The organism is Bradyrhizobium sp. SYSU BS000235, assembly GCF_049747295.1.
Classification (GTDB): domain Bacteria; phylum Pseudomonadota; class Alphaproteobacteria; order Rhizobiales; family Xanthobacteraceae; genus Afipia.
The window spans coordinates 4,538,241-4,561,906 of the sequence record NZ_JBMHJM010000001.1; the positions used below are offsets into that span (position 1 = coordinate 4,538,241).

The following is a 23,666-nucleotide window of genomic DNA, read 5'->3' on the forward strand; positions in this document are numbered from 1 at the left end:
ACCCTCGGAGTCGCAAATTTACGAGCGTCCTCTCGAATTCAGGTTTGCACCAGAGCGCGTTGCGCAATCAGGCGCCCCTTGGATTTGGGACACGAGGCACGAGCCCGCTTGTCATGCGCGGGCGTGCAGCGGCGATGACGGCCTCCGGTGTCCGGCCCGGGGGCGTCATCGCCGCTTTATTACGAGGGTAGGATCAGAACGGTTCTACGGCGAGGGTGAACATATAGCCGATGCCGCGCGCCGTCTGAATGACGCGCGGTGCGCGGGGATCGGTCTCCAGCTTGCGCCGCAGCCGCAGAACCTGAACATCGATGCTACGGTCGAAGATGTCGTCGTGAACGCGCGTGGCCTGCAACAGGTGTTCGCGGGTCAGCGGCCGCTGCGGTGCTTCGAGAAAAGCCAGCAGCAACGCGTACTCTCCCTTGCTCAAGGTGACGGGCTGTCGCTGCGGATCGAGCAGCCGGCGATCGCGCCGCTCAAGCCGCCATCCGTTGAAGCGGTATCCGCCGCGGTCGGGATCGCGGGATCGTGCGACACGGCCAAGCTCCTGCCGCCGCAGGATCGCCCGCACGCGGGCCAGCAGCTCGCGCAGGCCGAACGGCTTGACCAGATAATCGTCTGCTCCAAGTTCGAGGCCGACCACGCGGTCGATCTCGTCGATGCGATGGCCTGTCATGATGATCACCGGCACATCCGAATGCGACCTGAGTTCTCTCAACAAGTCCAATCCGTCGTCATCGCCGAGTCGCAAATCGAGCAACACCAGGCTTGGCGGTGCTTTGGCGAAGTGGCGATTGAGTTCGTTGCGGTTCGACGCCGCACTCACGGGAATGCCTTGCTCTTCGAAGTAACCGATCACCATGTGTCTGATCGCTTCGTCGTCGTCGACCACGATGATGTGGCCAAGCTTGTTAAGCTCGTCGCTCATATCGTCGTTCGTTCTCCCAGCATCGGGGAGAGTCAGGACAGAGGTCGCGGATTTCATGACGGCTCCAGTCACGCTTCACCCCAAGCGCGTGATATCTCGTGATATAGTCATCGCGCTATCGATAGCAGCGCGACATTTGAATGATTCTGACTTTCACTGATTGCGGCTGCAAACGATGTAATGCGTGCACGCCAGGCGGGTGACATTGAGAAAATCAGCTAAAGCAATGGCGAAAACGTGACGGTGACCGTTACAGCCGTAACATTGGCGCGCCTTTAAGTGACGATGCTGTAACGGGGGGCATCATTGTCTGATGTTGGCAGTATGCGCGGGAGCGTGGGCGACCGTACTCGTGCGCCGTCATTAGTATCCCTGCCATGCGGTATGGAAGTCTAGAGCCATTGCGGGCTGGCGCCTATATCCTCACCACCACCAGAATGAGCGGCAGGGTGACCCCAAATCCTATCGATAGCGATGAAAACGTCCCATCGTGGACGCCTGCGCGTTTTGGCGTGCGCAGCGTAGCTGTGGTGGTGATCGTTGGTCTGCTTTCAATCGTAGGATCCCTCTGTTCTTTTTCGCTTTGCCCGGCGCAATCCGTTACGCCGATGCCGGAGGCAAGTACGGCCGCCAGTGAACCGATTACGCCCATTCCCGATCCGCCGGCGATAGATCCGTTGAAGGTGTCGCTGGGCAAGCAGCTGTTCAACGATCCGAGGCTCTCACGCGGCAACAGCCATAGCTGTGCGGCCTGCCATGACGTGCAGACCAATGGCGCCACCAAGCAAAGTCGTGATTTGGGTCTCGATGGATCGTTGCTGCAGTTCAATACTCCGACCGTATTCAACGCCGCGTTGAATTTTCGCTTCAGTTGGAGGGGAAAATTCCCGACATTGCAGGCCGATGCGTTAGCTTCGCTGGCGTCTTCGCATATTATGAGCATCACGCTGGGCGATGCGGCGGAAAAATTGCGCGCAGATCCGAGCATGCGCCGAGCATTCATTGAAGCTTACGCAACGGGTCCGGACGCGGATAATATTGTGGATGCTATCGTCAGTTATGAACGCACACTGGTAACGCCTAACAGCAAGTTCGATCGCTGGCTGAAGGGCGATGCGACGGCGCTCTCGGAGCACGAGTTGAAAGGCTATCGTCTCTTCAAGTCGCTCGGCTGCGTTTCCTGTCACCAGGGCATGAATGTCGGCGGAAACCTGTTCGAGCAGCGTGGTGTGTTCACTGCACCGCCGTCGAGCCCACCGGACGTCTTCCGCGTACCAAGCCTGCGTAATGTTGCGGTCACGCCGCCGTATTTTCACAACGGCAGCGCGCCGACACTCGATGAGGCGGTACGTCGGATGGCGCGCAGTCAGCTGAATACGGCTCTTCCTGACGCGGATATCAGTGCGATCGTTGCTTTTTTGAATACGTTGACGGGGGAGTATCAAGGTGCTCCCGTTCGGGCCGCGCCATGAAGGCGAGCTATTATACAAGCGGCGTTGTCCTTGTATTGCTGGGTGCTCTGACCTGGCTGCTGATGAGCGGGTTGAATCTGAATTCCGCCCGTTATGACCAGGAGATGCGCGCGCTGGATGATTTCTTGCGCTTCGAGCGTGGGCTCCACCGTGAAGTGCTGACGGCTCGGGCGGGTCTGTCGCGCAACTACGATGCGCTGGTGCGCATGAGCGGTGCAGTTGAGGACGCACTTCAAAGGCTGCGTACGGCGGCAGGTCCGAACGCCCCCGAGATCAGGCCTATCCAAAAGCTTGAGGCGCGCGCGGAGCGGGAGTTCGGCTTGATCGAGCAGTTCAAGACCAAGAATGCGCTGCTGCAGAACTCAGTTGCCTATTTCGGCCTGCTGACCGCGCGTTTGGTAGCCTCCGACAACAAGCCTGTGGCCGGTGCTGCGACGCGGCTTGCGGGTGCGATGCTGCTGCTCACGATCGATACGTCGCCAACGGCGATGGATGACGTGCAGGATCGCCTCAACGAATTGTCCACCATCCAGTGGCCGGCGGGTGACCACGATGCCATCGTCGCCATTCTGGCCCATGGCGGAATGTTGCGAAAGCTCCTGCCGGACATCAACACGTTGCTGAGGGCGCTGGTCAGCGAGGCGGATAACCGCCAACAGGATGTCGTGCGGGCCCTGATCGTGAAACGTCAGCTTGCGGCGAGGGCGTCTGCGCGGACATATCGCGTATGGCTCTATGCAACGTCGCTGCTGCTGGTGGTCTTCCTGGTGATCCTTGGACTGCAGCTGCGCAAGCGCGCGGTGGCGTTGGAGCGGCAAGCCGCTTTCGAGCGTACGATCACCGATATCTCCATGGGCTTCATCAGCTCGCAGCATCATGAATTGACCGCGTCCGTCGAGCGCGCATTGCGCAGGCTCGCGGAATTCATCGACGCGGATCGTGCTTACTTCGTGCTGGCGGAGCCCGCACATGCTTATCAATGGACGCGCAAGGGTGCGGAATTCCCGAAAAACTGGTCGGCGCCGATGCTGGACCATGCTTTTCGGATCGATGCGGGCAAGGACGGCATCATCCGTACCTCGGGCTTCACGCCGACGCACGCGCCGGAGAGAGACGTCCTGGCGGCGTGCGGCCTTCAGAGCTGGCTCTGCGTCCGCAGTGTCGGCAAGCGGGCGGACGCGATCCTGGGCTTCGATGGTCTGAATGCCCGGTCGCTCGGCTGCCGGGATGATCGTGCATTGTTTCGCATGGCGTTCGATGCGATCGCCAACGCCGTAGACCGGGCGCTGCTCGAACAGGAGAAAGAGAAGCTGGAGGCAAGCCTGCAGCGCGCTGAGCGGATGGAGACGATCGGCACTTTTGCCAGCGGCATTGCTCACAACTTCAATAATATCGTGGCTGCGATCCACGGTTACACGGAAATTGCGGAGACGCGCGTCGCGTTGGGTAAGGACCCGGGCAAGAGCCTGATGGAGATCCATCGCGCCAGCGAGCGGGCGCGCGAACTGGTCGAGCAGATCCTGCGTTTCGGCCGCCGCGGCGAGGGCAAGCGACAGACGGTGTCTGTCAAGGCCGTTGTCTGTGAGGCGGCATCGCTTCTCAGGGCCTCGCTGCCGCGGCATATTTCTCTCTCCGTCACGGATCTGTCCGATACAGCGGTGCTGTCGGGAGAGGCAGCGCAGCTGCAGCAGGTCATTCTCAATCTTTGCAACAATGCGGCCCAAGCGATGACGGCTCCGGGCACCATCGGCATCCGTATCGCGGCCGAAGAGCTGACGCAGGCACGTCAGATCGCGCGCAAGTGGCTGCCGCCGGGCCGCTTCACCACGGTTGAGATTTCCGATCCGGGAAAGGGCATGGATCAGGCCACTATGGAGCGGATCTTCGAGCCATTCTTCACGACACGTTCCGACGGCAACGGCCTCGGCCTTGCGACGGTACGGGAGATCGTTGAGGACCATCGTGGCGCCGTCGAAGTGCAAAGCGCCCTCGGGGTGGGAACGCGCTTTACGCTGTGGCTCCCCTCCACCGGCGCGCCGCATGTGATCGCGCCGTCCGCACAGCACGCAGTATCCGATGCTGATTTTGGCAAGACCGTGCTGGTGCTTGATCTGGATCCGGAGCGCCTGTTGCGTCACGAGGAAATCGTGGCGGCGCTGGGTTTCGAACCCATCGGCTTCACGACATGCCAGGATGCTGAAGAGGCCTGCCGGTCGGGCAAGATGCATTTCGATGCGGCGCTGGTGTTTCATGAGGCAGGCAACGCTGCTCTCAAAGGGGCGGCAGTCGTGCATAGTGCCGCGCCGCAGCTGCCGATTATCTTGGCAACTGCATCGACACGCGATCTCGATGCATCACAGCTTGCGTCCTCCGGCGTCGCGGAGCTGGTGCGTTATCCGCTGACATCTACGGAGCTGGCCAATGCCCTGTCGCGTTGCCTGCCTCCGTCGCCGAGCGAATTGGTGTGGCTCAGCCGTGATCACCGCGCCTGCAGGAGCCAACTGATGACCACTGCCAAACCGCAGATCACCGCAGCGATCCAGAAATGAAGCGCCTCGCGCCTCTGCCGCTCCGGTCCGAGCCACTTGGCGTCGAGATCTGCATTCATTCGCGCGAAGGCGTCGGCATAGGTGGGACTGCGTAGCGCATAGGTGCGCTTGACTGTCGCAAAGGGTGATGAATCGTCGTCACCGAAGTCGAAGCTCCGCGTGATGCTGGTTTGCGGCGGGATGCGGCGATACCGGTTCGTGCTCCAGCTGTTGCGGAAGCAGGCATAGGCGCCGAGCAGAAACAGCGCAGAGACCCCGAGCAGTGCCACCCCCACTTTGGTCGATAAGGCTTGCGTATGTTTTAACAATTGCGAGCCGAGCAAAAGGCCGGTCGCCAGCATGCTGTAAGCCGCGAGCGCCTGTTCAGTGACAAACAGGCTTTTCATCTGTTCGCCGAGGGTGGGCGGTTGCTGTTCGGCGCGGTGCCGTAATGCGCAGGCGCCGCAAAACAGGGGAGTAGCACGCGTGATCCTGACACCGGATGGCGTATCGTCGGTGTGGGTGTAACGAAACACCTTCTCGATCGGTAGCTGCTCGGCAGCGGCCGCGCCGCAATGGGGGCAGAGCGCAGGATATTTCAGTTCATCGATCGGGCCCGCAATCGCAACACGCTGCGCGTGCGACTGCAGGCCTTCATCGCCGGATTGAATCTCGATAATGGCCATGATCAGGGAAAGGGGAATGAATTCCCCCGATGTGTGGCGGCAAATCATGACAGCGCTGTTACAGGGCCGGGGTCAGCCATGAATTCGTCGGAAGCTTCAGGCCAGAGAATGCCGGCGATCCGTTCAGGTGGAGGGTTTTGATTCGGCGCTCGTAACGTCGATCAGGGTTTGCCTTAATCGATTAAGGTCTTCTTGAAGCGCGTCTATGCTTTGTTCAATTTGCGGAAGACGTACGACGCCAATGGGTGGCGGTTCGCCCATAACCCAACGACCCTGTTGCTCACCGGGCTTGCCTTGGTTTTCGGGCTGACCTTGGTTGTGATCTTCGCTTTGCCTTCTAATCTTTTCCATCTCAGCGATCTGAGTTTGCTCAGCCTGCTTCTGTCGTTTCAGTTGCAGGTTGCCAATGACAACAACGGCAATTGCGATCACAACGATGGCCAACGGACTGAAAATTGCGATCGTTTGAAGCGTCATCATTCGTATCCGTTGAGGCTTAAGCGTCCAGCCGCGTGTGCCAATGCTCCGGCGACCAAAGACGTGCCGATAACAAGGTACACCGTATCGGAGTTGGACGGAACATTGAGCAATAACGCCGCCGATGGCGCGAAAGCACCAACCGACATAACGCCTGTTCCAATGTTGTTAAGCCAAGTCGCCTGAAGTTTTCGGACTTCGTTCCGTTGCGCTGCTGTACTCAATGTAAGTGCCTATAAAAATAAGTGTCAGTGAAAACTAAAAAAGTAACGATGTATGGGCGCATAATGCGCGATGATGCCCCAACTGGAACAAAAGTCGAGGAAAAGTTCCACGCGCAGCCCGAGAGCTGCCGCTTTTGGAATGGGATGTCAGGAATGCGATCCTATAGATTGGGCCGGTACGGCAGCGCCTCTCGCAAGACATATGTGATGTTGGCGGATCCTCTACCGAGTTACGTGTCCGGTGCAACCGTTGCTGTCACAGGTGGCCGGCCCATTATCTAAGTCTCTGCATCTGCTTCGGAACGTTGCGATCTTTATACCGTTCTCCACATGAACACATCGCCAGCTGAACATCGCAAGGGAGGCGAGATATGGGATTGGCGAGCTATGCCATCGTAGAGCATCACGGCACTTGGGTGATCTTGCACGATGGTGAGGCGGAAGGTGATTTCGAGACCAAGGAGGCTGCATTTGAATCGGCGATGTCAGCGGCGTCTCTTGCCGTCCGGCAAGGACACGAGGTTCACGTGAGCGTGCCGGGTCGCGAAACAGCACTCGGTTCGCACTAACCGCTTCCACGAAAGAGACGCACATTGCTTGGCTACGGCTCAGAACGGATGGCCATGCTGTTTGAGGATTCGCTGCAAATAGCATGGGACTATTTGGAGAGACTTGGGGAGATCGATGAGCCCGCACTCGCGGCGCGCTATCTCTCTGATGCCATTGAGCGACGGTTGCGCTCCGGCGAAGATCACCGAATCTTGTTGTCAAACCACGCGATCAATGACTACCGGCGGTTCGTTCAGGACAGACGCCGCCACGGCGATCGTTTGTAAATCACCCATGCCGCGATCGATATTCCGATCCAGGTGACCGCAGCGCCGAGGAACACAAGAGGCGCATTGGCCTGCCAAGTCTCAAATGGTTTGATCGAGGTATGTGGATGACGCGCAGCATCAGCTCGCTGCGACGTCGCGTGCCGGTTTGATGATGTCTATTAGACGGGTCCGGTGGCCGGTCAGAATCGCATTTGGATTGCGACTCTCGACCGGCCGACCCTTGCCGCGCGATCCGAGGGACAGGCGGCAAGCCCTCTTATTGTGAGTTGCCTTCAGAGCTGGCCAGACGTCGACGCTATCGCCAAGCTTCTATGCAAAAGCCACTACAGGTGAGGACGTGTCATTCCCTGTTGACCTTCCAGCTCCGCGGAAGTTAACCAGCCTTGAATTTTCGCGGTGAGTTCGAGCCGCGTCAAACGCTGCAGCATGGCATCGCGAGCCCGTCCATGAGGCAGGCGTTCGGCCTCGGCACGCAACTGCTCGGCTTCGCGACAAAGCTGAATTTGATATGCATCTTGGATCTTTGACATGGGTCCGCTCCGTCCCTCTTAGGCGGGCGGGATCGTCAACCTGACTGTCGCCACGGACTCGCTCAGACCGATCTCGCAACGAGCTCATTATACGCTGACCATGTCGCAGAACTCACATTACATTTTGGGACATTTTGTCGGAGGGAGACAAAGAGAGGTCGCGAAGATCAACTTTGGATGGTTCTGCCTCCGAAGCGGGGCGGAGAGCCGATCCGCTGCCGGGCAGTTATTTAGTTTCACCGGTGGAACCAGAGGCGCAATGTCGTTGTTTCATCTAATGGTGTGTCGTCGGGGGACCAGTCACTCGGCAAATGCCCAGCCTTCCAGCCCTTACACCGGCATCGGGTTATTATGAGCGTGGTCGCGACGGATGATCTGACTGAAATCTTCCCGGGCGACAGCATCATGGCGCGTCTGATGCGTCAGTGGGATTGGAACCAGATCAAGCTGGGCGATCCGCGGCAATGGCCGGACGGACTCAAGATTCCGCTTCGGATGCTGCTGACATCCCGCTTCGAGATGTGGCTCGGGTGGGGGCCGGACCTGCTCTTTTTTTATAATGACGCGTACATTCCGACGCTGGGGCTCAAGCATCCGTCTATGCTGGGCAAACCGTTCCGCGAAGTCTGGGCCGAAGTCTATGCCGAGGTCGCAGGCCAAGTAGAGCGTGTGCGCGCCGGCGAAGCGACCTGGAATAAGGCGCTGCTGCTGCTGCTCGAGCGCAGCGGGTATCCCGAAGAAACCTATCACAGCTTCTCTTACAGCCCGCTTTACGGACAAGGGCCGTCGGTCGAGGGCATGCTGTGCGTCGTCAGCGAGGAGACCGAGCGTATCATCAGCGAGCGCAGGATCGACATGCTGCGGCATCTTGGTTCGGAATTGGTGGGCGCTTCAGATCAACATGCGGTGCGCCAGGCGGTGTGTTCTGTCCTTGGCGCCAACCGGCGGGACTTTCCATTTGCACTGCTCTATCTCGGCAATGAAGGTCACGCCTGTACGGCGGATGCCGGGTCGCTCCTGAATGAACCCTGGCCGTTGCAGGATCGCCAAGTCCTCAAAAATGGACGGGTCATTCAACTGCGCGAAGGACCAGCCTATCCAGTCGGTGAATGGCGGCGGCCGCCTGTCGAGGCAATCATGGTGCCTGTCCCTGGGGCACACGGCCACGATGCATTCGGCACGCTCATTCTTGGGCTCAATCCCCATCGTCGTCATGACCCGAATGTGATGGACATTGCGCGCCTTGTCGCGGGACAGGTCAGCGGCGCCATGGCCAATGTCGGCGCTCTGCAATCGGAGCGGCGGCGCGCTGACCGGATATGGAGCCACGCCCGCGACCTCATGGTGGTGGTTGGGGCCGACGGGATCTATCGTTCCGTCAGTCCGGCGTGGACGCGTATTCTGGGCCATCCCCTCGAAGACGTGATTGGTCATTCGTTCCGAGAGTTCGTTCTCCCGGACGATATCCTATCCACCGCGGATGGATTGCAGCAGGCTGCCACCGAGACCGATCTCACCGGATTCGAAAATCGTCTGCGGACCGCGGACGGCAGTTTTCGCTGGATTTCCTGGCACACGGCGATGGAAGAGGGGCTGGTCTTTGGTTACGGCCGGGACATCACTGAACAGAAAGCCAACGAAGCCGCGCTGATGGCGGCGGAAGACGCGCTTCGTCAGGCGCAAAAGATGGAAGCGGTCGGTCAGTTGACCGGCGGCATTGCGCATGACTTCAACAATCTGCTCACCGGCATCATTGGGTCGCTGGATTTGATGCAGCGGAGGCTCCCGCGCGAGGGCGGTTCCGATTTGCGACGCCTCGTGTCTGTCGCGACAGCCTCCGCCAATCGTGCTGCCGCGCTGACACAGCGACTGCTGGCGTTTTCACGACGGCAATCCCTCGATCCAAAATCCATCGATGCCAATGAGCTCGTGCATGGCATGGAAGATCTTATTCGCAGGTCCATCGGCGAAGCGATCGATCTCAAGATCGTCACCCGTTCGGATCTGTGGCCGACCAAATGCGATCCAAATCAGCTGGAAAGCGCCATTCTCAACCTGGCGATCAATTCGCGTGACGCCATGCCGAATGGCGGTCAGCTCGTGATCGAAACCGGACATGCGTGGATCGATCGCCATCACGTCAAACACTATCACGGCGCGGCTTACGGCGATTATGTCGTCATCTCCGTCATTGATACGGGCCACGGCATGTCCCAGGAGATCGCGTCCAAGGCCTTCGATCCGTTCTTCACGACCAAGCCGATCGGGCAGGGAACGGGACTTGGTCTGTCGATGATTTACGGTTTCGCGCAGCAGTCGAACGGCTTCGCCGAAATCGAGAGCAAGGAAGGACAGGGGACCACTGTCCGGATCTTTCTTCCACGCAATGAGGAAGTCCACCAGCTCGAGGTTTACGCGGATGTTGAGCGATCTGATGGCCGATCACACGGCGAGGAAATCGTACTGGTGGTGGAGGATGAAGCTGCGGTGCGCGCCTTCGTGATCGATGTGCTGCAGGAGGTGGGTTATCGTACGCTTGAAGCCGCCAATGGCGCGAGCGGGCTTCAACTTCTTGAGTCAAACATCCACGATATCGATTTGCTTCTGACGGATGTGGGCCTTCCAGGCGGGCTCAACGGACGGCAACTCGCCGACGCCGGGCGCGTGCTGCGGCCGGATTTGAAAGTGCTGTTTATGACCGGTTACGCCTTCAACGCAGCCGTTGGTAACGGCTACCTCGAACCGGGGATGGCGATCATCACCAAGCCGTTTGCGGCCGACAAGCTCGCGGGCCACGTCGAGAACATCATCAAGAGGAAACTTGTCGCGCCTGCGACACAAGCTGAGAGCCGCTTGCCTGGGCCCTAGCAGCGCGGAAGAGCTTTATCGCCGATCGCTGCATGAGGATCCCGCATCGCGGTGCATCCAAGGGTGTTCGCTGCCACAATTCCAGCGAACGTTCGGGAACATGACAACCATCCCGCGATTAACGCATCGAGTGTGCAGCAGAATTCGGGAGGAAGTTCCATGAACGGCATTATCTATCTCATTGGTCTGATCGTCGTCATCATGGCGATCCTGTCATTCCTGGGGCTGCGCTGATGACGATCCCCGCGGACGTGGACGTGATCGTTGCGTCGGATGAGATCGACGCACCGTCATCATATGTAAGCTGGACGCCGGTCGTTATCGGTGCGCTGGTGGCCACGGCGCTTTCGTCGATCATGTTGGCCTTTGCCATCAGCGTTGGCCTCGGCGTCTCATCCGCCGCGCCGACGTGGCGAGATACGTCGGCGTCACTGGCGCTGTTATCAGGGCTTTACCTCATCATCCAGGCAGTGATCAGTTTCGGTGTCGGCGGCTATATCGCAGGCCGGGTCCGCACCGGCGTCGTCTCAACGCTCGATCCGGACGTCACGGAGCGCCGTGATGGCTTGCACGGGTTAGCGGCCTGGGCGCTTGCGGTTGTGTTGGGAACAGCACTTGCTGCACTGGTAGGCAGCGCGGTGTTGCCTCGTTCAAATGCGGCTCCTGTGACGCTGTCAAGGACGAGCGCAGCCGAGACACTGCTGAGCCTTGACCTCGACCGGATGTTCAGGCCGGCACGTCGCCCGGCCAATGTGGATATGACGGAAGCACGAGCGGAGGCCGGTCGCATCCTTCTGACAACATCGAGCCACGTTGGAATGACGGCGGAGGATCGGGCGTATCTGATCCAGCTCGTGACAAATACCACTGGTCTGGCCGGTCCGGATGCAGAACGACGCGCCGATACCGCGATCGTCAACGCAAAAACAGCCATCGCGCGATCGCGACGCAGCGGGGTCATCGTGGCGTTCTCTGTCGCGACCGCGCTGTTGATCGGAGCGGCAGTTGCCTGGGCTGCGGCGGGTATCGGAGGCCGTCACCGCGACGGTGAGCCGCTGCCGGACTGGATGAATTCGGGAATGACGGCGAGAAAGCGCGGAATGCCGTAAGTGGACGCTTGCAGGTGTAACGCGCCCCGTTCCACGACGCCGTCACGTCGCCATCGCGTGACCATGTCGCGCGGTGGCGATGGCTTTACGCAGCACGCGGGAGAGGCCGTCGACGGAATACGGTTTGTGCACCAGATCGAAGCCGTGATGGGCATTTTCTGACAGCACGTTGCTGAAGCCGCTGGTGAGTACGATGGGCAGGCCCGGAAAATTCTCGCGCACGAACGTGCCGAACTCGATCCCATTCATGCCTGGCATCACGATATCGGAAAACACTACGTCGAATGCGAACTCGTCTTCCGAAATCATGGTCAGCGCCTGCTGCGCGGTGGTGACCCACTCGACCTTGTAGCCGAGGTCCTGAAGCATCTCGCGGGTGAAGCCGCCGATGCCTTCGTTGTCTTCCACAATCAGCACGCGATGTCCCTTGCCGGAGACGGGCCTGATCGCCGCGCTGTTCAATGTGTCATCGCTCACCACAGGACTTTCAGGCAGGTAGATCGTGAAGGTGGAGCCGGCACCGATGACGCTGTCGACCATGACTTCGCCGCCGGATTGTTGCGCGAAGCCTAGCGCTTGACTGAGACCCAGCCCCGTGCCGCGGCCGACTTCCTTGGTGGTGAAGAATGGCTCGAAGATGGTATCGAGATGATCCGCAGGAATGCCGACACCGGTATCGGTGACCGAGACGGTGATGAAGTCACCGGTGCGCATCCCGCGATCGCGGCTCGGCGGAATCTGAGTGGCGATGCCAACCGTGATGGTCAGGCGGCCATCGCCTTTCATTGCGTCGCGCGCGTTCACCGCGAGGTTGATGATCGCGGTCTCGAATTGAGCGACGTCGGCGAAGGCGAACAGCGATTGATCGGAATTGGTGACGTCGACCCGCACGGACTTTCCGACCAGGGGGCGGAGCAGCTGAACGATGGAATTGACAGTGGCGTTCACATTGAACGACTCGGGCTTGAGCGCCTGCCGCCGGGCAAAGGCCAGCAGTTGCTTGGTCAGCTTGGAAGCCCGATCCACCGTTTCGGAAATGGCATCGACGTAACGATTGCGCCGCTCGTCTGGCAGATCGCGCCGCCGCAGAAAGTCGGTGGCGGATCGAATGATCGTGAGGAGATTATTGAAGTCGTGCGCGACGCCACCGGTGAGTTGGCCGATCGCCTCCATCTTCTGCGACTGGCGCAGTGCTTCTTCGCTGCGCCGTCTCTCGGTGATATCGACAGCCTCGGCAATTGCGGCAGTCACCGCTCCGTATTTGTCGACCACCGGACGCAGCGTGAGATCGAACGTGCGTTTGCCGATGGGGAGCTGTGTTTCCATCTCTGCACGGACATTGCTACCGGTAATCGCGTTCTGAAACGCGGTGCTGATCGTCTCCGGCGCGCCCGACGTCTCGGTGAACCATGGCGTCTCCCAGAGAAGCCGACCGAGGACATCGTCGATCGTAGCCCCTAAGCCGGAGAGGGCGGTAGTGTTGGCATAAAGCACCTCGCCGTCGAGGTTGAGCAATGCCTTGTACTGATGGCTGGTCTCGAAGATCGCGCGCATCTGTGCTTCGCGCGATTCGATTTCCGATGTGCGCTCGCTGATGCGCTGTTCGAGCGTATTGTTGATCGTACGCAGGTGGATCTCGGCTTCCTTGGCCGCGGTAATGTCATGCGCAACACCGATATAGCCCGCGTGCTGGCCACTGGCATCCCATCGCGGTTGCGACTCGGATCGCAGCCAGCGCCAGTCGCCGCCCGCACTGCGGTAGCGTGCTTCCAGCACGAAAGGCTCAAGCGAGGATTCACCCGCGATCTGTTCCTTCAAGATTCTCGGCAGGTCGTCGGGATGCAGCACCTTGCGCCAGTCGAATACCAGTGCCTCCTCATAAGGTAGGCCAAGGAAATCGAGATAGGCGCGATTGGCGAAGGAGCGGGTGCGATCGAGCTTCGTCACCCAGATCGGCACCGGCGCGCTGTCGGCGATGAGGCGAAAGCGCTCTTCGCTTTCTCGAAGCGCTCGTTCGGCTAGCTTGCGTTCGGTCACGTCGGTGTGGGCGCCGATCAGCCGGGTGGCGCGGCCGTCGGCATCGCGTTCGATTTTCGCGATCACGCTGATCCAGCGCGTTTCGCCGTCGCTGGGGCGGATGATCCGGTATTCCTGCGCGAAATCTTCGGACGTGCCTGCCAGCGCGTTCTCAAAATGCGAGAGGGCTCCCGCGCGATCTTCAGGATGGACGCGATTGACCCAGTCTTGGTGGGATTCGTTCGCTGCATCCGGCGGCAGGCCGTGGATCATGAGATATTCGGGAGAGCGCCGATTGCGGTAGCCGTCGGTGAGATCGACCTCGACGCCGCCGACGCCTGCGATCCGCTGCACAAGCGCCAGCTCAGTCTCGCGCCGCTTGAGGAGAATTTCTCGGTTGGACTGGGGAGCGGAAGGGGCTGAAAGGTCGTTCGGCACTAAGGTCATTTCGGCACTGCGGCGGCTTCTGACTTGCGATGAAGAAGTGTGCACCGCCTTTTATAAGGAATTCAATTTATTCGACGGCAAAGCGCCGGCTTATGTTCGTAAAATTGTGGGAACGGACTTAACCGGAAGAATGGAACCCGCATCAATTCCCGGGGCCGTGCGAAAGTTCCATCTGTTTGGCTGCCTTTGGGCATCAGGCGACCAAATCGAGCAGGGTCAGCTGGTTGTCGCGACAAATGGTCTGCAGGGTCTGCAGCGGCATGCCGGAATCGTACATGCTCTGAATGACAATGCGCAGCGCCTCGTGCGGCGGTGGGTTGAACGGCTGGCCGCCGTCACTGGACAGGATCGCGCGGGCAGGCGTGACCGCGTCGATGGCTTCCATCAATCCATCGAGTGAGAGACAATGAAATTTCGGGAGCAGGTTCACCGCGCAGAATTCCATGGTCGCGCCCATGTTAGCGAGCTCCACCATGGTCGGGATATCAAGATTGGGCGTTGCAAGTTCCGGATGGGTGATGACGACGCGCTTCAGCCCAATACCGCAGGCATAGTCCGCCACCGCGAATATCTCACGCCGTGAGACGTGCCCGGTGCCGAGGATCGCGCCGTAATCATGCACGAGGTCGACCACGTCCTTCGCCTCAGGTGTCAGTTTTCCGTCCGCATCAAGCACCGACAGGAGCGGCGACGGGCGATTGCGGCGCGAGGTGAGGGTCATGGCCTTGAAACCATAGGTGCCGCCGGAGCCATAAGCTTCGGCATGAGCAGCCGCATCAAGGGTCGGTAGCCAAACCACCTTGGCGCCCTGTTGCAGGGCAAGTTCGACCGCGCCCGGATTGACACCGCCAACGCCGCGGTTGAGCGCGATGCTTGAATAGATCCTGAAGTCGGGATTCGTTTCCGCCAGAGCGCGGCGCGCGTGGTGGACCTTGGACACCGTGCTCTCAAAATGGCTCTTGATGACGATTCCCGCCATGCCGGCGTCGGCACACCATTGCGCGATATCGATGGAGTCTCCGATCCGCACGAAAGGAGCAGGCGCGGAATGCATGTGCAGGTCGAAATAGCCGTCGAGCTTGAGCATGGTGGGAAACCTCAATCGCTGCGTCGAGACCTCGGTTGGGGAGCCTTGCCCGTAGGGCTAGGGCAAATTGATCTGCCAGGACACGCCGAACCGGTCCGCCACCCACGCAAAGAGTGTGCTGAAGCCGTAGTTGGCGATAGGCATCAGCTCGGCGCCGCCTTCTGCAAGCGTTGTTGCGAGCCGTCTCAACTCTTCTTCTGAACCGGACTCAACGAACAGCGAAATGGAGGGGGTGAAGTTGAATCCGTGCGCGATGTGAGTGTCGTGCAACAGGATGGTCTGACCTGCGATGGTGAGACGCGCCATTTTGAGCGAGCCCGGTGGAGGGCCGTCTCCTTCGCCGTAACGCTCGACGGAGTCGAGCTTCGCATCCGGAAAGACCGACTGATAGAACTCGAGCGCGGCAGAGCCGACATTGCCTTGAAACATCAAAAAGGGGCGAACCGAATTGGCCATCACATCCTGCCTGATTATGAGCGCTATATTTGATCCCGAGAAAGCGTGTGCCGAAAAACTCCATTCAACGATAGCAGCGCAAGCCGAACATCTGTCAGATCTGTCTTGCGTGCCGATGCCTCGTGATCTCGTTAGCGCATGATGATCGGCAGCTCCATAGTACCATCCCATGTAAAGGTGCCGTCTTGCTTGTACATTTCCATGTAGTGGCCAGGAATGATGCGATCGCCGAGGGTGAGGAGGTGGCGAATGGTCTCCGCCGCGCGCTCTTGCGTGTCGAAGGCGTGATCGGCTCTGCGGTTCAGTGCTTCCTTCGGAAACTTGATCGCGTCCTGCGCGACGACGACATTGCCGTCCTTGGTCTTCAGCACCAGTGCGTAGCAGCCCGGCGTGTGACCAGGCGCGGGGATATAGCGGATCTCGCTCTGGAATTCGCCAGGGCCATCGAGCAGATGAAGTTTGTATTTGGCGAGTTGCTCGCGGACCATCCACGGAATCCATGGATCGTCCGGATGCGGGTTTGCGGCATATTCATATTCGGCCCGGCTGACGAAGATCTCCGTGGTGTAAGGAAACAGATCGATATTCAGCACGTGGTCGATGTGCAGGTGGGAGAGAAACACGCGCGGGATGTCGGAAGGTGTCAGGCCGCGTTTGTCCAGCTCAGCCACAAGACCCTGACGGTTCACGGTGTGTCCGACATCCACCAGCATGGGCCCATCGTTGCTCTGGATCAGCGTGAGATTGGTCATGGCGAGGTATCCGGTCTGGAGACGGAGGTTGTTTCCCTTGACCAGGATTTCGTAAGTCACATCGGGCACGTGTTTTTCTCCGGGAACCTGATTGCCGCGAGGCCGTTGACAGCGTGACGCGGGTTTGCGTCCTTCGCAAGACTGTACAGATTTCATGGTATTGCGCAAAAGCGGTTTGACGCAAAAGAGGTCTGAAGGCGGCGAGGGTTCACAAGCCGAATGTGGGGCCGGTATAGTCATCACACATGAAAAGCATTGCGATCATCACCAGCGGCGGGGATGCGCCGGGCATGAATGCCGCCATCCGGGCCATCACGCGAAGCGCGCTCGACCAGAATATGGTTGTCTACGGCGTGCGCCAGGGGTGGCAGGGCCTGATCGAGGATCAGATGATCCAGCTCAGTGCCCGCGAAGTCGGCGGCATCATGCACATCGGTGGCACATTTCTCGGCAGCGCGCGCTCCGCCGAGTTTCGCGAGGAGGGGGGGCGCTCCAAGGCGCTGCGCAATTTGTCCGGGCGCGGCATCGATGGCCTGGTCGTGATCGGCGGCAACGGCTCGCAGACCGGCTCGCATAGGCTGAGCCAGATGGGCTTTCCGGTGGTCGGCGTGGCGTCCACCATCGACAACGACCTGTTCGGTACGGACATCACCATCGGCTGCGACACCGCGATCAACGTCACGCTGGAAGCCATCGATCATTTGCGCACCACCGGCTCGTCGCATAACCGCGCGTTTCTGGTGGAGACCATGGGGAGGAATTGCGGCTACCTCGCCATGATGTCGGGGCTTGCGGGTGGCGCGGAAGTGATCTCGACGCCCGAGGCTGAGGTGTCCCCCGCCGAGATCGCGGAGCGGCTGCGCGCGGCTTACGAGCGCGGCAAGACCCACGCCATCGTTGTCATCGCCGAAGGGGTCAAGGACAACTGCGAGAAGATCCTGAGCTTCTTCGAGCATGACCGGCGCATGGTCGGCTTCGAACTGCGGGCCACGACGCTGGGGCATGTGGTGCGCGGCGCGCCGCCCACCGCCTTCGACCGCATTCTCGCGACGCGGCTCGGCGTCAATGCCGTCACTGCGCTGAACGACAGAGACTACGGCGTGCTGATCGGTCAGCAGAAAGGACTGGTGACCCGCACGCCGCTTGGAGAGATTGCTGGGCTCACCAAGCCGATTGACACCGAGTTCGTCGAGCTCGCACGCATGCTGGCGCGCTAATCCAGCACGAGGTGAACTAGCGTGCGCATGTTGCTCCAGTCGAAATAGTACGCGATGCAGATCAGCAAGGCCGAAATGACAAGACCGGACAGCACGCCAAGAGCGACGCCCTTGCTCATCGCCCAATCGTCATGCTTCACGTCTTTATTTTCGTCCGGAGACAACATGGCCGGCCTGGAAATTTACGCGATACTGTCAGTTCAGTGTGGTCGTTCAGACGTTCGCTCCATTTCTGCTGCGAGCCCTTGCAGCGAACTTTGGATCCGGGACACTGGCGTCACTGGGTATCCGAACGTCGGATGAACCGATGCGTTCCCGTGCAATAGGCGAGAGTCCCGTGACATGCCGCCGCGCTATGTCTGCTTGCGGGTTATTACAACTGTAATGGACGCGCGAAGCTGAGTTCGTGGCCGTCGGGATCATCGAGGTGGAAGAAGCGCTCACCCCATTCCGCGTCACGCGGCGCGGTGGCTGGCCGGTAGCCGGCAGCGATGGCACGCTCATACATCCTGTCGACATCCCGGACATAGAAAATCGCGCGGCCCCACCACGACCAATGCTTCTCGGGCGCTTCGGCAGTAATGTTGAGAAAACCGGCGCCGGCACGGAAGCTGGTGAACGGCGATGTCTCGCCGCCGTGCACGACCTCGAAGCCGAGTGTCTTGTAGAAAGTCACGGCCCTTTGCATGTCGTGCGTGGCGAGGGTAACGGCGCTGAGACCTTCGATCATGACGGGAGCCTTTCTCGCAAAAGCGCTGACCGGACCATCGACCGTTTGGCAAATCATCTTTTCGTGCGCATCTTGCATGCCTGTCGGGTGAACCATTTTTCGCTGACAGCATTAAGGCCGATATCGATGACACGTCGAGGTGCGGCTGCTCCTCGGTGTGTTTTGTTATGCGTTATTCTGCAGTGCGGGAATTGGATCCATTCGCGAACAATGCTTCCGGCCACAGCGCGAACGGCGTAAGGTAGCGACGTAGTACTTCCCTGGATATGCCTCGGAGCAGTACGGAATGAGCTTCCGTCGTGTTGTGTACACAGTGGTGACTGTGTGCGTCGTTGTCGTCCTTGCCGGCCTTGCATGGGTCTGGCGCCCCGCCATTTCGCCGATCTCTGCGAACGCAAAGCCTGCTTTTGATCGTAAAGCGATCAATCGCGGCGCCGAACTGGCTCTGATCGGCAATTGCAGCGATTGTCATACCAAGGAGGGTGGTGCGGCCTATGCCGGGGGGCGCAGCATTCCGACCCCGTTTGGCACGATCTATGCCAGCAATCTGACGCCCGATCCGGACACTGGCATCGGCACATGGTCGGAAGAGGCCTTCGGCCGGGCCATGCATGAGGGCGTCGATCGCGAAGGCCGCCAGCTCTATCCGGCCTTTCCTTATGACCACTTCACGCATGCGACGAAGGACGACATCCACGCCCTCTACGCGTACTTCATGAGCCTGACGCCGGTGCGCAGCACCATTCCCGCCAACGAACTGAATTTCCCGTTCAACTATCGCCCGCTGGTCGCGGGCTGGAAGCTGTTGTTTCTGAGCCGCGGCAATCTCGCGCCCGATGCCAGCAAGAGCGCCGACTGGAATCGCGGGCGCTATCTCGTGGAAGGACTCGGCCACTGCGGCTCCTGCCACACGCCGCGCAATGCGCTCGGCGGCGAGAAGAAGGACAGCGCTTATACCGGCGGCGTTGCGGAAGGCTGGAATGCTCCGCCGCTCAATGCGTCGCTCGTCGCCGGACATCATTGGACGGTGGATCAACTTGCGGAATATCTTTCCTCCGGCTGGCATCAGCTTCATGGTGCCGCCGCGGGTCCCATGGCCGACGTGACCAAGAATCTCGGTCAGGCGTCCAAGGAAGACGTTCATGCCATGGCGGTGTACATCGCAAGCCTCTCGGGCGCAGGCAACGAAACCCCGAAGGCCTCGCCGGCTTTGGTCGATGCGGGTAATGCCGCCAACGCACGCCCGGAGATCGTTGCGATCTACAACGGCGCCTGCGCGAAATGCCACAACGACCGCAACACCGTGGGGCCTTCGAAAGCCCTGCCGCTGTCGCTGAGCACGGCGATCCATCAGCCCGAGGCGACGAACACGGTGCAGGTGATCCTCAACGGAATCCAGTCGTACCGCGCCGACGGCGGGCCTTACATGCCCGCATTCGACGGCATGTTGACCGACGATCAGATTGCCGCGCTCGCGCAATACGTCCGCACCCGCTACAGCGGCCAACCGCCATGGACGGATGTCAGGGCGATGATCGCGAAAGCAAGACAGCAAGGAGCCCAGCCATGACGATGTCGCTGAAGGTCAATGGCAAGTCGCAACAGGTGGAGGCCGATCCGTCGACTCCGCTGCTATATGTCCTGCGCAACGATCTCGGGCTGCACGGGCCGAAATTCGGCTGCGGGCTCGGCCAGTGCGGCGCTTGCATGGTGCATGTGGACGGCAACGCCACGTTTTCCTGCGTGCTGCCGATTGCGGCGGTGGGTAACCGGGAAGTCACCACGCTGGAGGGGCTGCTGGAAAACGGCAAGCCGAACAAGCTGCAGCAGGCTTTCATCGACGAACAGGCCGCGCAATGCGGCTACTGCATCTCCGGCATGGTGATGCGGGCGCAGGTGCTGTTGAAGGAGAAGCCGCATCCAACCGATGATGAGATTCGTCATCACATGCGGACCAACCTTTGCCGCTGCGGCACCCACGCCGCCATCATGCGCGCCATCAAGCGCGCCGCCGCGGCATAGGAGGTCATCATGAACGCTCCGTTCCATACATCGCGGCGTGATCTGCTCAAGGCAGGCGGCGCGCTGGTCGTGGCTTTCTCGATCTCCCCGCGCATCGAGTCCGCTCTGGCGCAGGATGCGGCAGCCGTTGCAAAGCCCGTCACCCTTGATCAGGTCGAGTCGTTCCTGGCGATCGATGCCAAAGGCGCGGTGACGCTCTATGCGGGAAAGGTGGATCTGGGCACCGGCGTGCGCACGGCGCTTTCGCAGATCGTTGCCGAAGAGCTGGATGTGCCGCTTGCGAGTGTCACGGTGGTGGAGGGCGACACCGCACTGACGCCCGATCAAGGCGCGACCTACGGCAGCCAATCGATCCAGACCGGTGGCGTGCAGATCCGGCAGGCGGCGGCAACGGCACGCAATGCGCTGCTCGAGCAGGCAGCGCAGCGCCTCAACCTCGACAAAAGCGAATTGTCGGTCAATGAGGGGAAGATCAACGCCAAATCCAATGGCGCCGGCGTCACCTATGCCGAGCTGATCGGCGGCAAAACCTTCGAGTTGAAGGTCAACAAGGATGCGCCGATGAAGGCGCCTGCCGACTACAAGATCGTCGGCAAGCCGATCGCGCGCATCGACGTTCCGGACAAGCTGACCGGGCGCTTCACCTACATGCACGATTTCCGCGTGCCCGGCATGCTGCATGGAAGCGTGGTTCGTCCGCCGGCCATCGGTGCTACGCTGGAGAGCGTGGACGAAGCTTCGATCAAGGACATTCCCGGGATCGTGAAGGTTGTTCGCGAGGGCAACTTTCTCGGCATCGTCACTGACAACGAGTGGTCGGCGGTGCGTGCGGCGCGCGAGCTCAAAGCGACGTGGTCGAAATCGCAGACGCTACCCGACGAGAAGAAGCTGTGGGAGCATGTGCGTGGCACAAAGATCGTCAAGGACGACGTCACCAGCAACATCGGAGATGTCACCACCGCGATGGCAGGCGAGGGACGTACCCTCAAAGCCACCTATGACTTCACCATCCACACCCACGGTTCGATTGGACCGTCCTGTGCCATCTCGGAATTCAAGGACGGAAAACTGACGTCATGGTCAGCCTCGCAGGCGACGCACAATTTGCGCAAGCAGCTCGCCAAGATGTTCGGTATGTCGCTCGACGACGTACGCTGCATTTATGTGGATGGTGCGGGCTGCTATGGCCGCAACGGCCATGAAGATGCAGCGGCGGACGCTGCCATGCTGGCCAAGGCCGTTGGCAAGCCGGTGCGCGTGCAATGGTCACGGGCCGACGAACACGGATGGGACCCCAAGGGGCCGCCGACGCTGATCGACCTGCGCGCCAAGCTCGATGACAAGGGCAACATCGTCGTATGGGATTCTGAGTTCTTCATTCCGCAAGGCGCGGCCGGTACAGTCGATCTCGTGGCCGCAACCTTGAGCGACAAGCCGGTGGACGGCATGCTCTCGCCGGGTGGCATCATCGGCGACTCCGCCATCGGCTATAAAATTCCGAACATCAGGACGGTCTGCCATCGTCTGGAGACGACACCGTTCCGGCCCTCCTGGATCAGGACGCCGGGGCGCATGCAAAATACGTTTGCCAATGAATGCTTCCTGGACGAAATCGCGGCGGCACTGAAAGTCGACCCACTGGAGTTACGCGTGCGTTACACCGATCCGGCAGACGAGCGCGGGCTGGATATTTTGGATCGTCTCGCCAAGCTATCGACGTGGGATAAGCGCCCTTCGCCACGCAAGGATGCTTCCAGTAACATCGTCATCGGGCGCGGCGTCAGCTACGTCAAATACGAACTCACGCGCACCTATGTCGGCGCAGTGGCTGAGGTTGTCGTGAATCGCACCTCAGGCGATGTTCGTGTCACCAACGTTTATGTGGTGCATGATTGCGGGCAAGTGATCAATCCGAACGGCGTCAAGGCGCAGATCGAAGGCAATGTCATTCAAACGGTCAGTCGCACACTGAAGGAAGAAGTCACCTTTGACCGCAGCAATGTCACCTCGCTTGACTGGGCAAGCTATCCGATCCTGCGCTTCCCAGAATTGCCGGAGATCGAGATCGAACTGATCGATCGTCCCACAGAAAAGCCTTGGGGCGCAGGAGAGCCAACCGCTGCAGTTATTCCTGCCGCAGTCTCCAATGCCATCTTCGATGCCACCGGCGCGCGGCTGCGCTCGGTGCCGTTCAAGCGCGAGAAGGTGAAAGCTGCGCTGCGCTCGGTGTAGTGGGGCGGTTCAGGCATGCGCTCCATTCTTTTTTAACGAGTTCTTTTCGCGATGGAGCGCATCGCATGATGAGGCGAACTCTGGATTCAGGGCGCTAGCGAGCGGTCACTTCGGACCGACTGGTCACTAATCGATCGATCAATGTTCTCGCGCGTTCTGAAAGCAAACGTTCTCAAAAATAATTGAGCGAGAGTCAGAAAGCGAACGGAAGCCCGCTCGCTCGTCAGGCATATCCAGATCAGACGGGTGCAAAGCGGTTGTCCGTGATGCGCTCACGGCGGGGAAATTGAGACACTGTTCTTAACTCCGTTTCTGACGTGCCTCGAAAAGTTCTCGGTGCACGTGGCAATGACTGTTGATGGCGTTTTGTTTGAAAAAGGATGATGACCTGTGAACGATTCTGCTTTGAACGTCGACGTGAATGGCACTCAGCCGAATGCAAATCTCCGAACCAATGGGCAAGGCTTCGACTTATCGCTTTTCCCGCTACCAGGAATTTTTCGCGGGCTCGCCGAACAGAACGTCGGGCGGGTGAGGGAAAACTGCGACAAGATGAAGGCTGCCTCAGAAGAGATCGCCGACAGTCTGCGGGAAGCCTATGCGAGTAATGCAAAGGGCGCAGCAGACTACGGAGCCAAGGTTATCGAGATCTCGACCGTCAACACTCAGTCTGCTTTCGATTTTCTCAATGGCCTGATGGCCACGAAGTCGCTATCGGACATCATGAACCTCTCGGCCACTCAAGGCCGCAAGAATCTCGAAATCGCATCCGCACAAAACAGGGAGCTTTGGGAGTTGGCCCAAAGAGCCGCAGCGGAGACAGCCGAGCCCATCAAGAAGAGCTTCACCAAAGTCCTGCAACCAGTTTCCTGAATCATTTCGGAGACCACCAAGAGCGGCTGGACCAAGCGCCTCCGGCAAGAAGAGGTACGGTCCAGCCGAGGGCTGGGAATGAAAGCGTCGTCGCTACAGACGCGAAAACAGGGAGCATCAGGATGGGCGTCGTTATGATCAAATGCCCGCAGACGGGACACGAAATCTCGACA

General features: G+C 59.8%; 22 protein-coding genes. 12 read left to right on the forward strand and 10 right to left on the reverse strand.

Annotation, left to right across the window (positions count from 1 at the left end; translation table 11 throughout):
- Nucleotides 1-193: 193 nt before the first annotated feature.
- Entirely contained in the window at nucleotides 194-928 is a 735-nt protein-coding gene (locus ACP0KA_RS21215) for a response regulator (RefSeq protein ID WP_424630692.1), read from the reverse strand.
- Between the two features lie 401 nt (nucleotides 929-1,329).
- On the opposite strand from ACP0KA_RS21215, the gene ACP0KA_RS21220 reads away from it, so the two are divergent.
- Entirely contained in the window at nucleotides 1,330-2,400 is a 1,071-nt protein-coding gene (locus ACP0KA_RS21220; protein ID WP_424630693.1) for a cytochrome-c peroxidase, read from the forward strand.
- The gene (locus ACP0KA_RS21225; protein ID WP_424630694.1) at nucleotides 2,397-4,949 is read left to right on the forward strand and encodes a two-component system VirA-like sensor kinase; all 2,553 of its coding nucleotides are present in this window, start codon (nucleotides 2,397-2,399) and stop codon (nucleotides 4,947-4,949) included. The genes ACP0KA_RS21220 and ACP0KA_RS21225 overlap by 4 nt, the downstream gene beginning before the upstream one ends.
- On the opposite strand, the gene ACP0KA_RS21230 is transcribed toward ACP0KA_RS21225, so the two are convergent.
- Together ACP0KA_RS21230 and ACP0KA_RS21235 are read right to left on the reverse strand one after the other, a co-directional pair.
- Complete coding sequence (locus tag ACP0KA_RS21230; protein ID WP_424630695.1) at nucleotides 4,880-5,662, reverse strand: hypothetical protein; 783 nt, start codon at nucleotides 5,660-5,662, stop codon at nucleotides 4,880-4,882. The genes ACP0KA_RS21225 and ACP0KA_RS21230 overlap by 70 nt on opposite strands.
- A 75-nt stretch (nucleotides 5,663-5,737) precedes the next feature.
- Complete coding sequence (locus ACP0KA_RS21235; RefSeq protein ID WP_424630696.1) at nucleotides 5,738-6,091, reverse strand: hypothetical protein; 354 nt, start codon at nucleotides 6,089-6,091, stop codon at nucleotides 5,738-5,740.
- Between the two features lie 595 nt (nucleotides 6,092-6,686).
- On the opposite strand from ACP0KA_RS21235, the gene ACP0KA_RS21240 reads away from it, so the two are divergent.
- Both ACP0KA_RS21240 and ACP0KA_RS21245 read left to right on the forward strand, forming a co-directional pair.
- The gene (locus ACP0KA_RS21240) at nucleotides 6,687-6,884 is read left to right on the forward strand and encodes a hypothetical protein (protein ID WP_424630697.1); all 198 of its coding nucleotides are present in this window, start codon (nucleotides 6,687-6,689) and stop codon (nucleotides 6,882-6,884) included.
- A gap of 24 nt (nucleotides 6,885-6,908) precedes the next feature.
- Nucleotides 6,909-7,151 (forward strand): hypothetical protein, encoded by a 243-nt coding sequence (locus ACP0KA_RS21245; RefSeq protein ID WP_424630698.1) that lies wholly within the window; start codon nucleotides 6,909-6,911, stop codon nucleotides 7,149-7,151.
- 326 nt (nucleotides 7,152-7,477) lie between these two features.
- Here the strand turns inward: ACP0KA_RS21245 and ACP0KA_RS21250 are convergent, their stop codons facing one another.
- Nucleotides 7,478-7,684, reverse strand: coding sequence for a hypothetical protein (locus ACP0KA_RS21250; RefSeq protein ID WP_424630699.1), 207 nt, complete (start codon nucleotides 7,682-7,684; stop codon nucleotides 7,478-7,480).
- A 351-nt stretch (nucleotides 7,685-8,035) separates the two neighbouring features.
- Between ACP0KA_RS21250 and ACP0KA_RS21255 the strand changes: the two genes are divergently transcribed.
- From ACP0KA_RS21255 to ACP0KA_RS21265, 3 genes are all read left to right on the forward strand, one after another.
- Nucleotides 8,036-10,552 (forward strand): PAS domain-containing protein, encoded by a 2,517-nt coding sequence (locus ACP0KA_RS21255; protein ID WP_424630700.1) that lies wholly within the window; start codon nucleotides 8,036-8,038, stop codon nucleotides 10,550-10,552.
- Nucleotides 10,553-10,615: 63 nt separating this feature from the next.
- Nucleotides 10,616-10,786, forward strand: coding sequence for a hypothetical protein (locus ACP0KA_RS21260; protein ID WP_424630701.1), 171 nt, complete (start codon nucleotides 10,616-10,618; stop codon nucleotides 10,784-10,786).
- The gene (locus ACP0KA_RS21265) at nucleotides 10,786-11,661 is read left to right on the forward strand and encodes a hypothetical protein (RefSeq protein WP_424630702.1); all 876 of its coding nucleotides are present in this window, start codon (nucleotides 10,786-10,788) and stop codon (nucleotides 11,659-11,661) included. Before ACP0KA_RS21260 ends, ACP0KA_RS21265 begins: the two co-directional genes overlap by 1 nt.
- Before the next feature lie 42 nt (nucleotides 11,662-11,703).
- Here ACP0KA_RS21265 and ACP0KA_RS21270 read toward each other — a convergent pair whose 3' ends face one another.
- The 4 genes from ACP0KA_RS21270 to ACP0KA_RS21285 form a co-directional block, all read right to left on the reverse strand.
- On the reverse strand, nucleotides 11,704-14,124 hold the full coding sequence (locus ACP0KA_RS21270; protein ID WP_424630703.1) for a PAS domain S-box protein: 2,421 nt from the start codon (nucleotides 14,122-14,124) through the stop codon (nucleotides 11,704-11,706).
- Between the two features lie 193 nt (nucleotides 14,125-14,317).
- Nucleotides 14,318-15,211, reverse strand: a complete 894-nt coding sequence (locus ACP0KA_RS21275) for a DUF6282 family protein (RefSeq protein ID WP_424630704.1) — start codon at nucleotides 15,209-15,211, stop codon at nucleotides 14,318-14,320.
- A gap of 57 nt (nucleotides 15,212-15,268) precedes the next feature.
- Nucleotides 15,269-15,667 carry a VOC family protein gene (locus ACP0KA_RS21280; protein WP_424630705.1) on the reverse strand — a complete coding sequence of 133 codons (399 nt, stop codon included), beginning with the start codon at nucleotides 15,665-15,667 and terminating at the stop codon, nucleotides 15,269-15,271.
- Nucleotides 15,668-15,798: 131 nt separating this feature from the next.
- Nucleotides 15,799-16,488 carry an MBL fold metallo-hydrolase gene (locus ACP0KA_RS21285; protein ID WP_424630706.1) on the reverse strand — a complete coding sequence of 230 codons (690 nt, stop codon included), beginning with the start codon at nucleotides 16,486-16,488 and terminating at the stop codon, nucleotides 15,799-15,801.
- Between the two features lie 176 nt (nucleotides 16,489-16,664).
- On the opposite strand from ACP0KA_RS21285, the gene ACP0KA_RS21290 reads away from it, so the two are divergent.
- On the forward strand, nucleotides 16,665-17,636 hold the full coding sequence (locus ACP0KA_RS21290; RefSeq protein ID WP_424630707.1) for an ATP-dependent 6-phosphofructokinase: 972 nt from the start codon (nucleotides 16,665-16,667) through the stop codon (nucleotides 17,634-17,636).
- Here the strand turns inward: ACP0KA_RS21290 and ACP0KA_RS21295 are convergent.
- Both ACP0KA_RS21295 and ACP0KA_RS21300 read right to left on the reverse strand, forming a co-directional pair.
- Nucleotides 17,633-17,803 (reverse strand): hypothetical protein, encoded by a 171-nt coding sequence (locus tag ACP0KA_RS21295; RefSeq protein WP_424630708.1) that lies wholly within the window; start codon nucleotides 17,801-17,803, stop codon nucleotides 17,633-17,635. The two genes, ACP0KA_RS21290 and ACP0KA_RS21295, sit on opposite strands and share 4 nt — an antisense overlap.
- Before the next feature lie 206 nt (nucleotides 17,804-18,009).
- Entirely contained in the window at nucleotides 18,010-18,366 is a 357-nt protein-coding gene (locus ACP0KA_RS21300; RefSeq protein ID WP_424630709.1) for a VOC family protein, read from the reverse strand.
- A 286-nt stretch (nucleotides 18,367-18,652) separates the two neighbouring features.
- On the opposite strand from ACP0KA_RS21300, the gene ACP0KA_RS21305 reads away from it, so the two are divergent.
- The 4 genes from ACP0KA_RS21305 to ACP0KA_RS21320 all read left to right on the forward strand — a co-directional run bounded on the left by ACP0KA_RS21305 (nucleotide 18,653) and on the right by ACP0KA_RS21320 (nucleotide 23,493).
- Nucleotides 18,653-19,936 carry a c-type cytochrome gene (locus tag ACP0KA_RS21305; RefSeq protein ID WP_424630710.1) on the forward strand — a complete coding sequence of 428 codons (1,284 nt, stop codon included), beginning with the start codon at nucleotides 18,653-18,655 and terminating at the stop codon, nucleotides 19,934-19,936.
- Nucleotides 19,933-20,388 carry a (2Fe-2S)-binding protein gene (locus ACP0KA_RS21310; RefSeq protein ID WP_424630711.1) on the forward strand — a complete coding sequence of 152 codons (456 nt, stop codon included), beginning with the start codon at nucleotides 19,933-19,935 and terminating at the stop codon, nucleotides 20,386-20,388. Before ACP0KA_RS21305 ends, ACP0KA_RS21310 begins: the two co-directional genes overlap by 4 nt.
- 9 nt (nucleotides 20,389-20,397) lie before the next feature.
- Nucleotides 20,398-22,620 (forward strand): molybdopterin cofactor-binding domain-containing protein, encoded by a 2,223-nt coding sequence (locus tag ACP0KA_RS21315; protein WP_424630712.1) that lies wholly within the window; start codon nucleotides 20,398-20,400, stop codon nucleotides 22,618-22,620.
- Nucleotides 22,621-23,010: 390 nt separating this feature from the next.
- Nucleotides 23,011-23,493 carry a phasin gene (locus tag ACP0KA_RS21320; protein WP_424630713.1) on the forward strand — a complete coding sequence of 161 codons (483 nt, stop codon included), beginning with the start codon at nucleotides 23,011-23,013 and terminating at the stop codon, nucleotides 23,491-23,493.
- The last annotated feature ends 173 nt before the right edge of the window (nucleotides 23,494-23,666 follow it).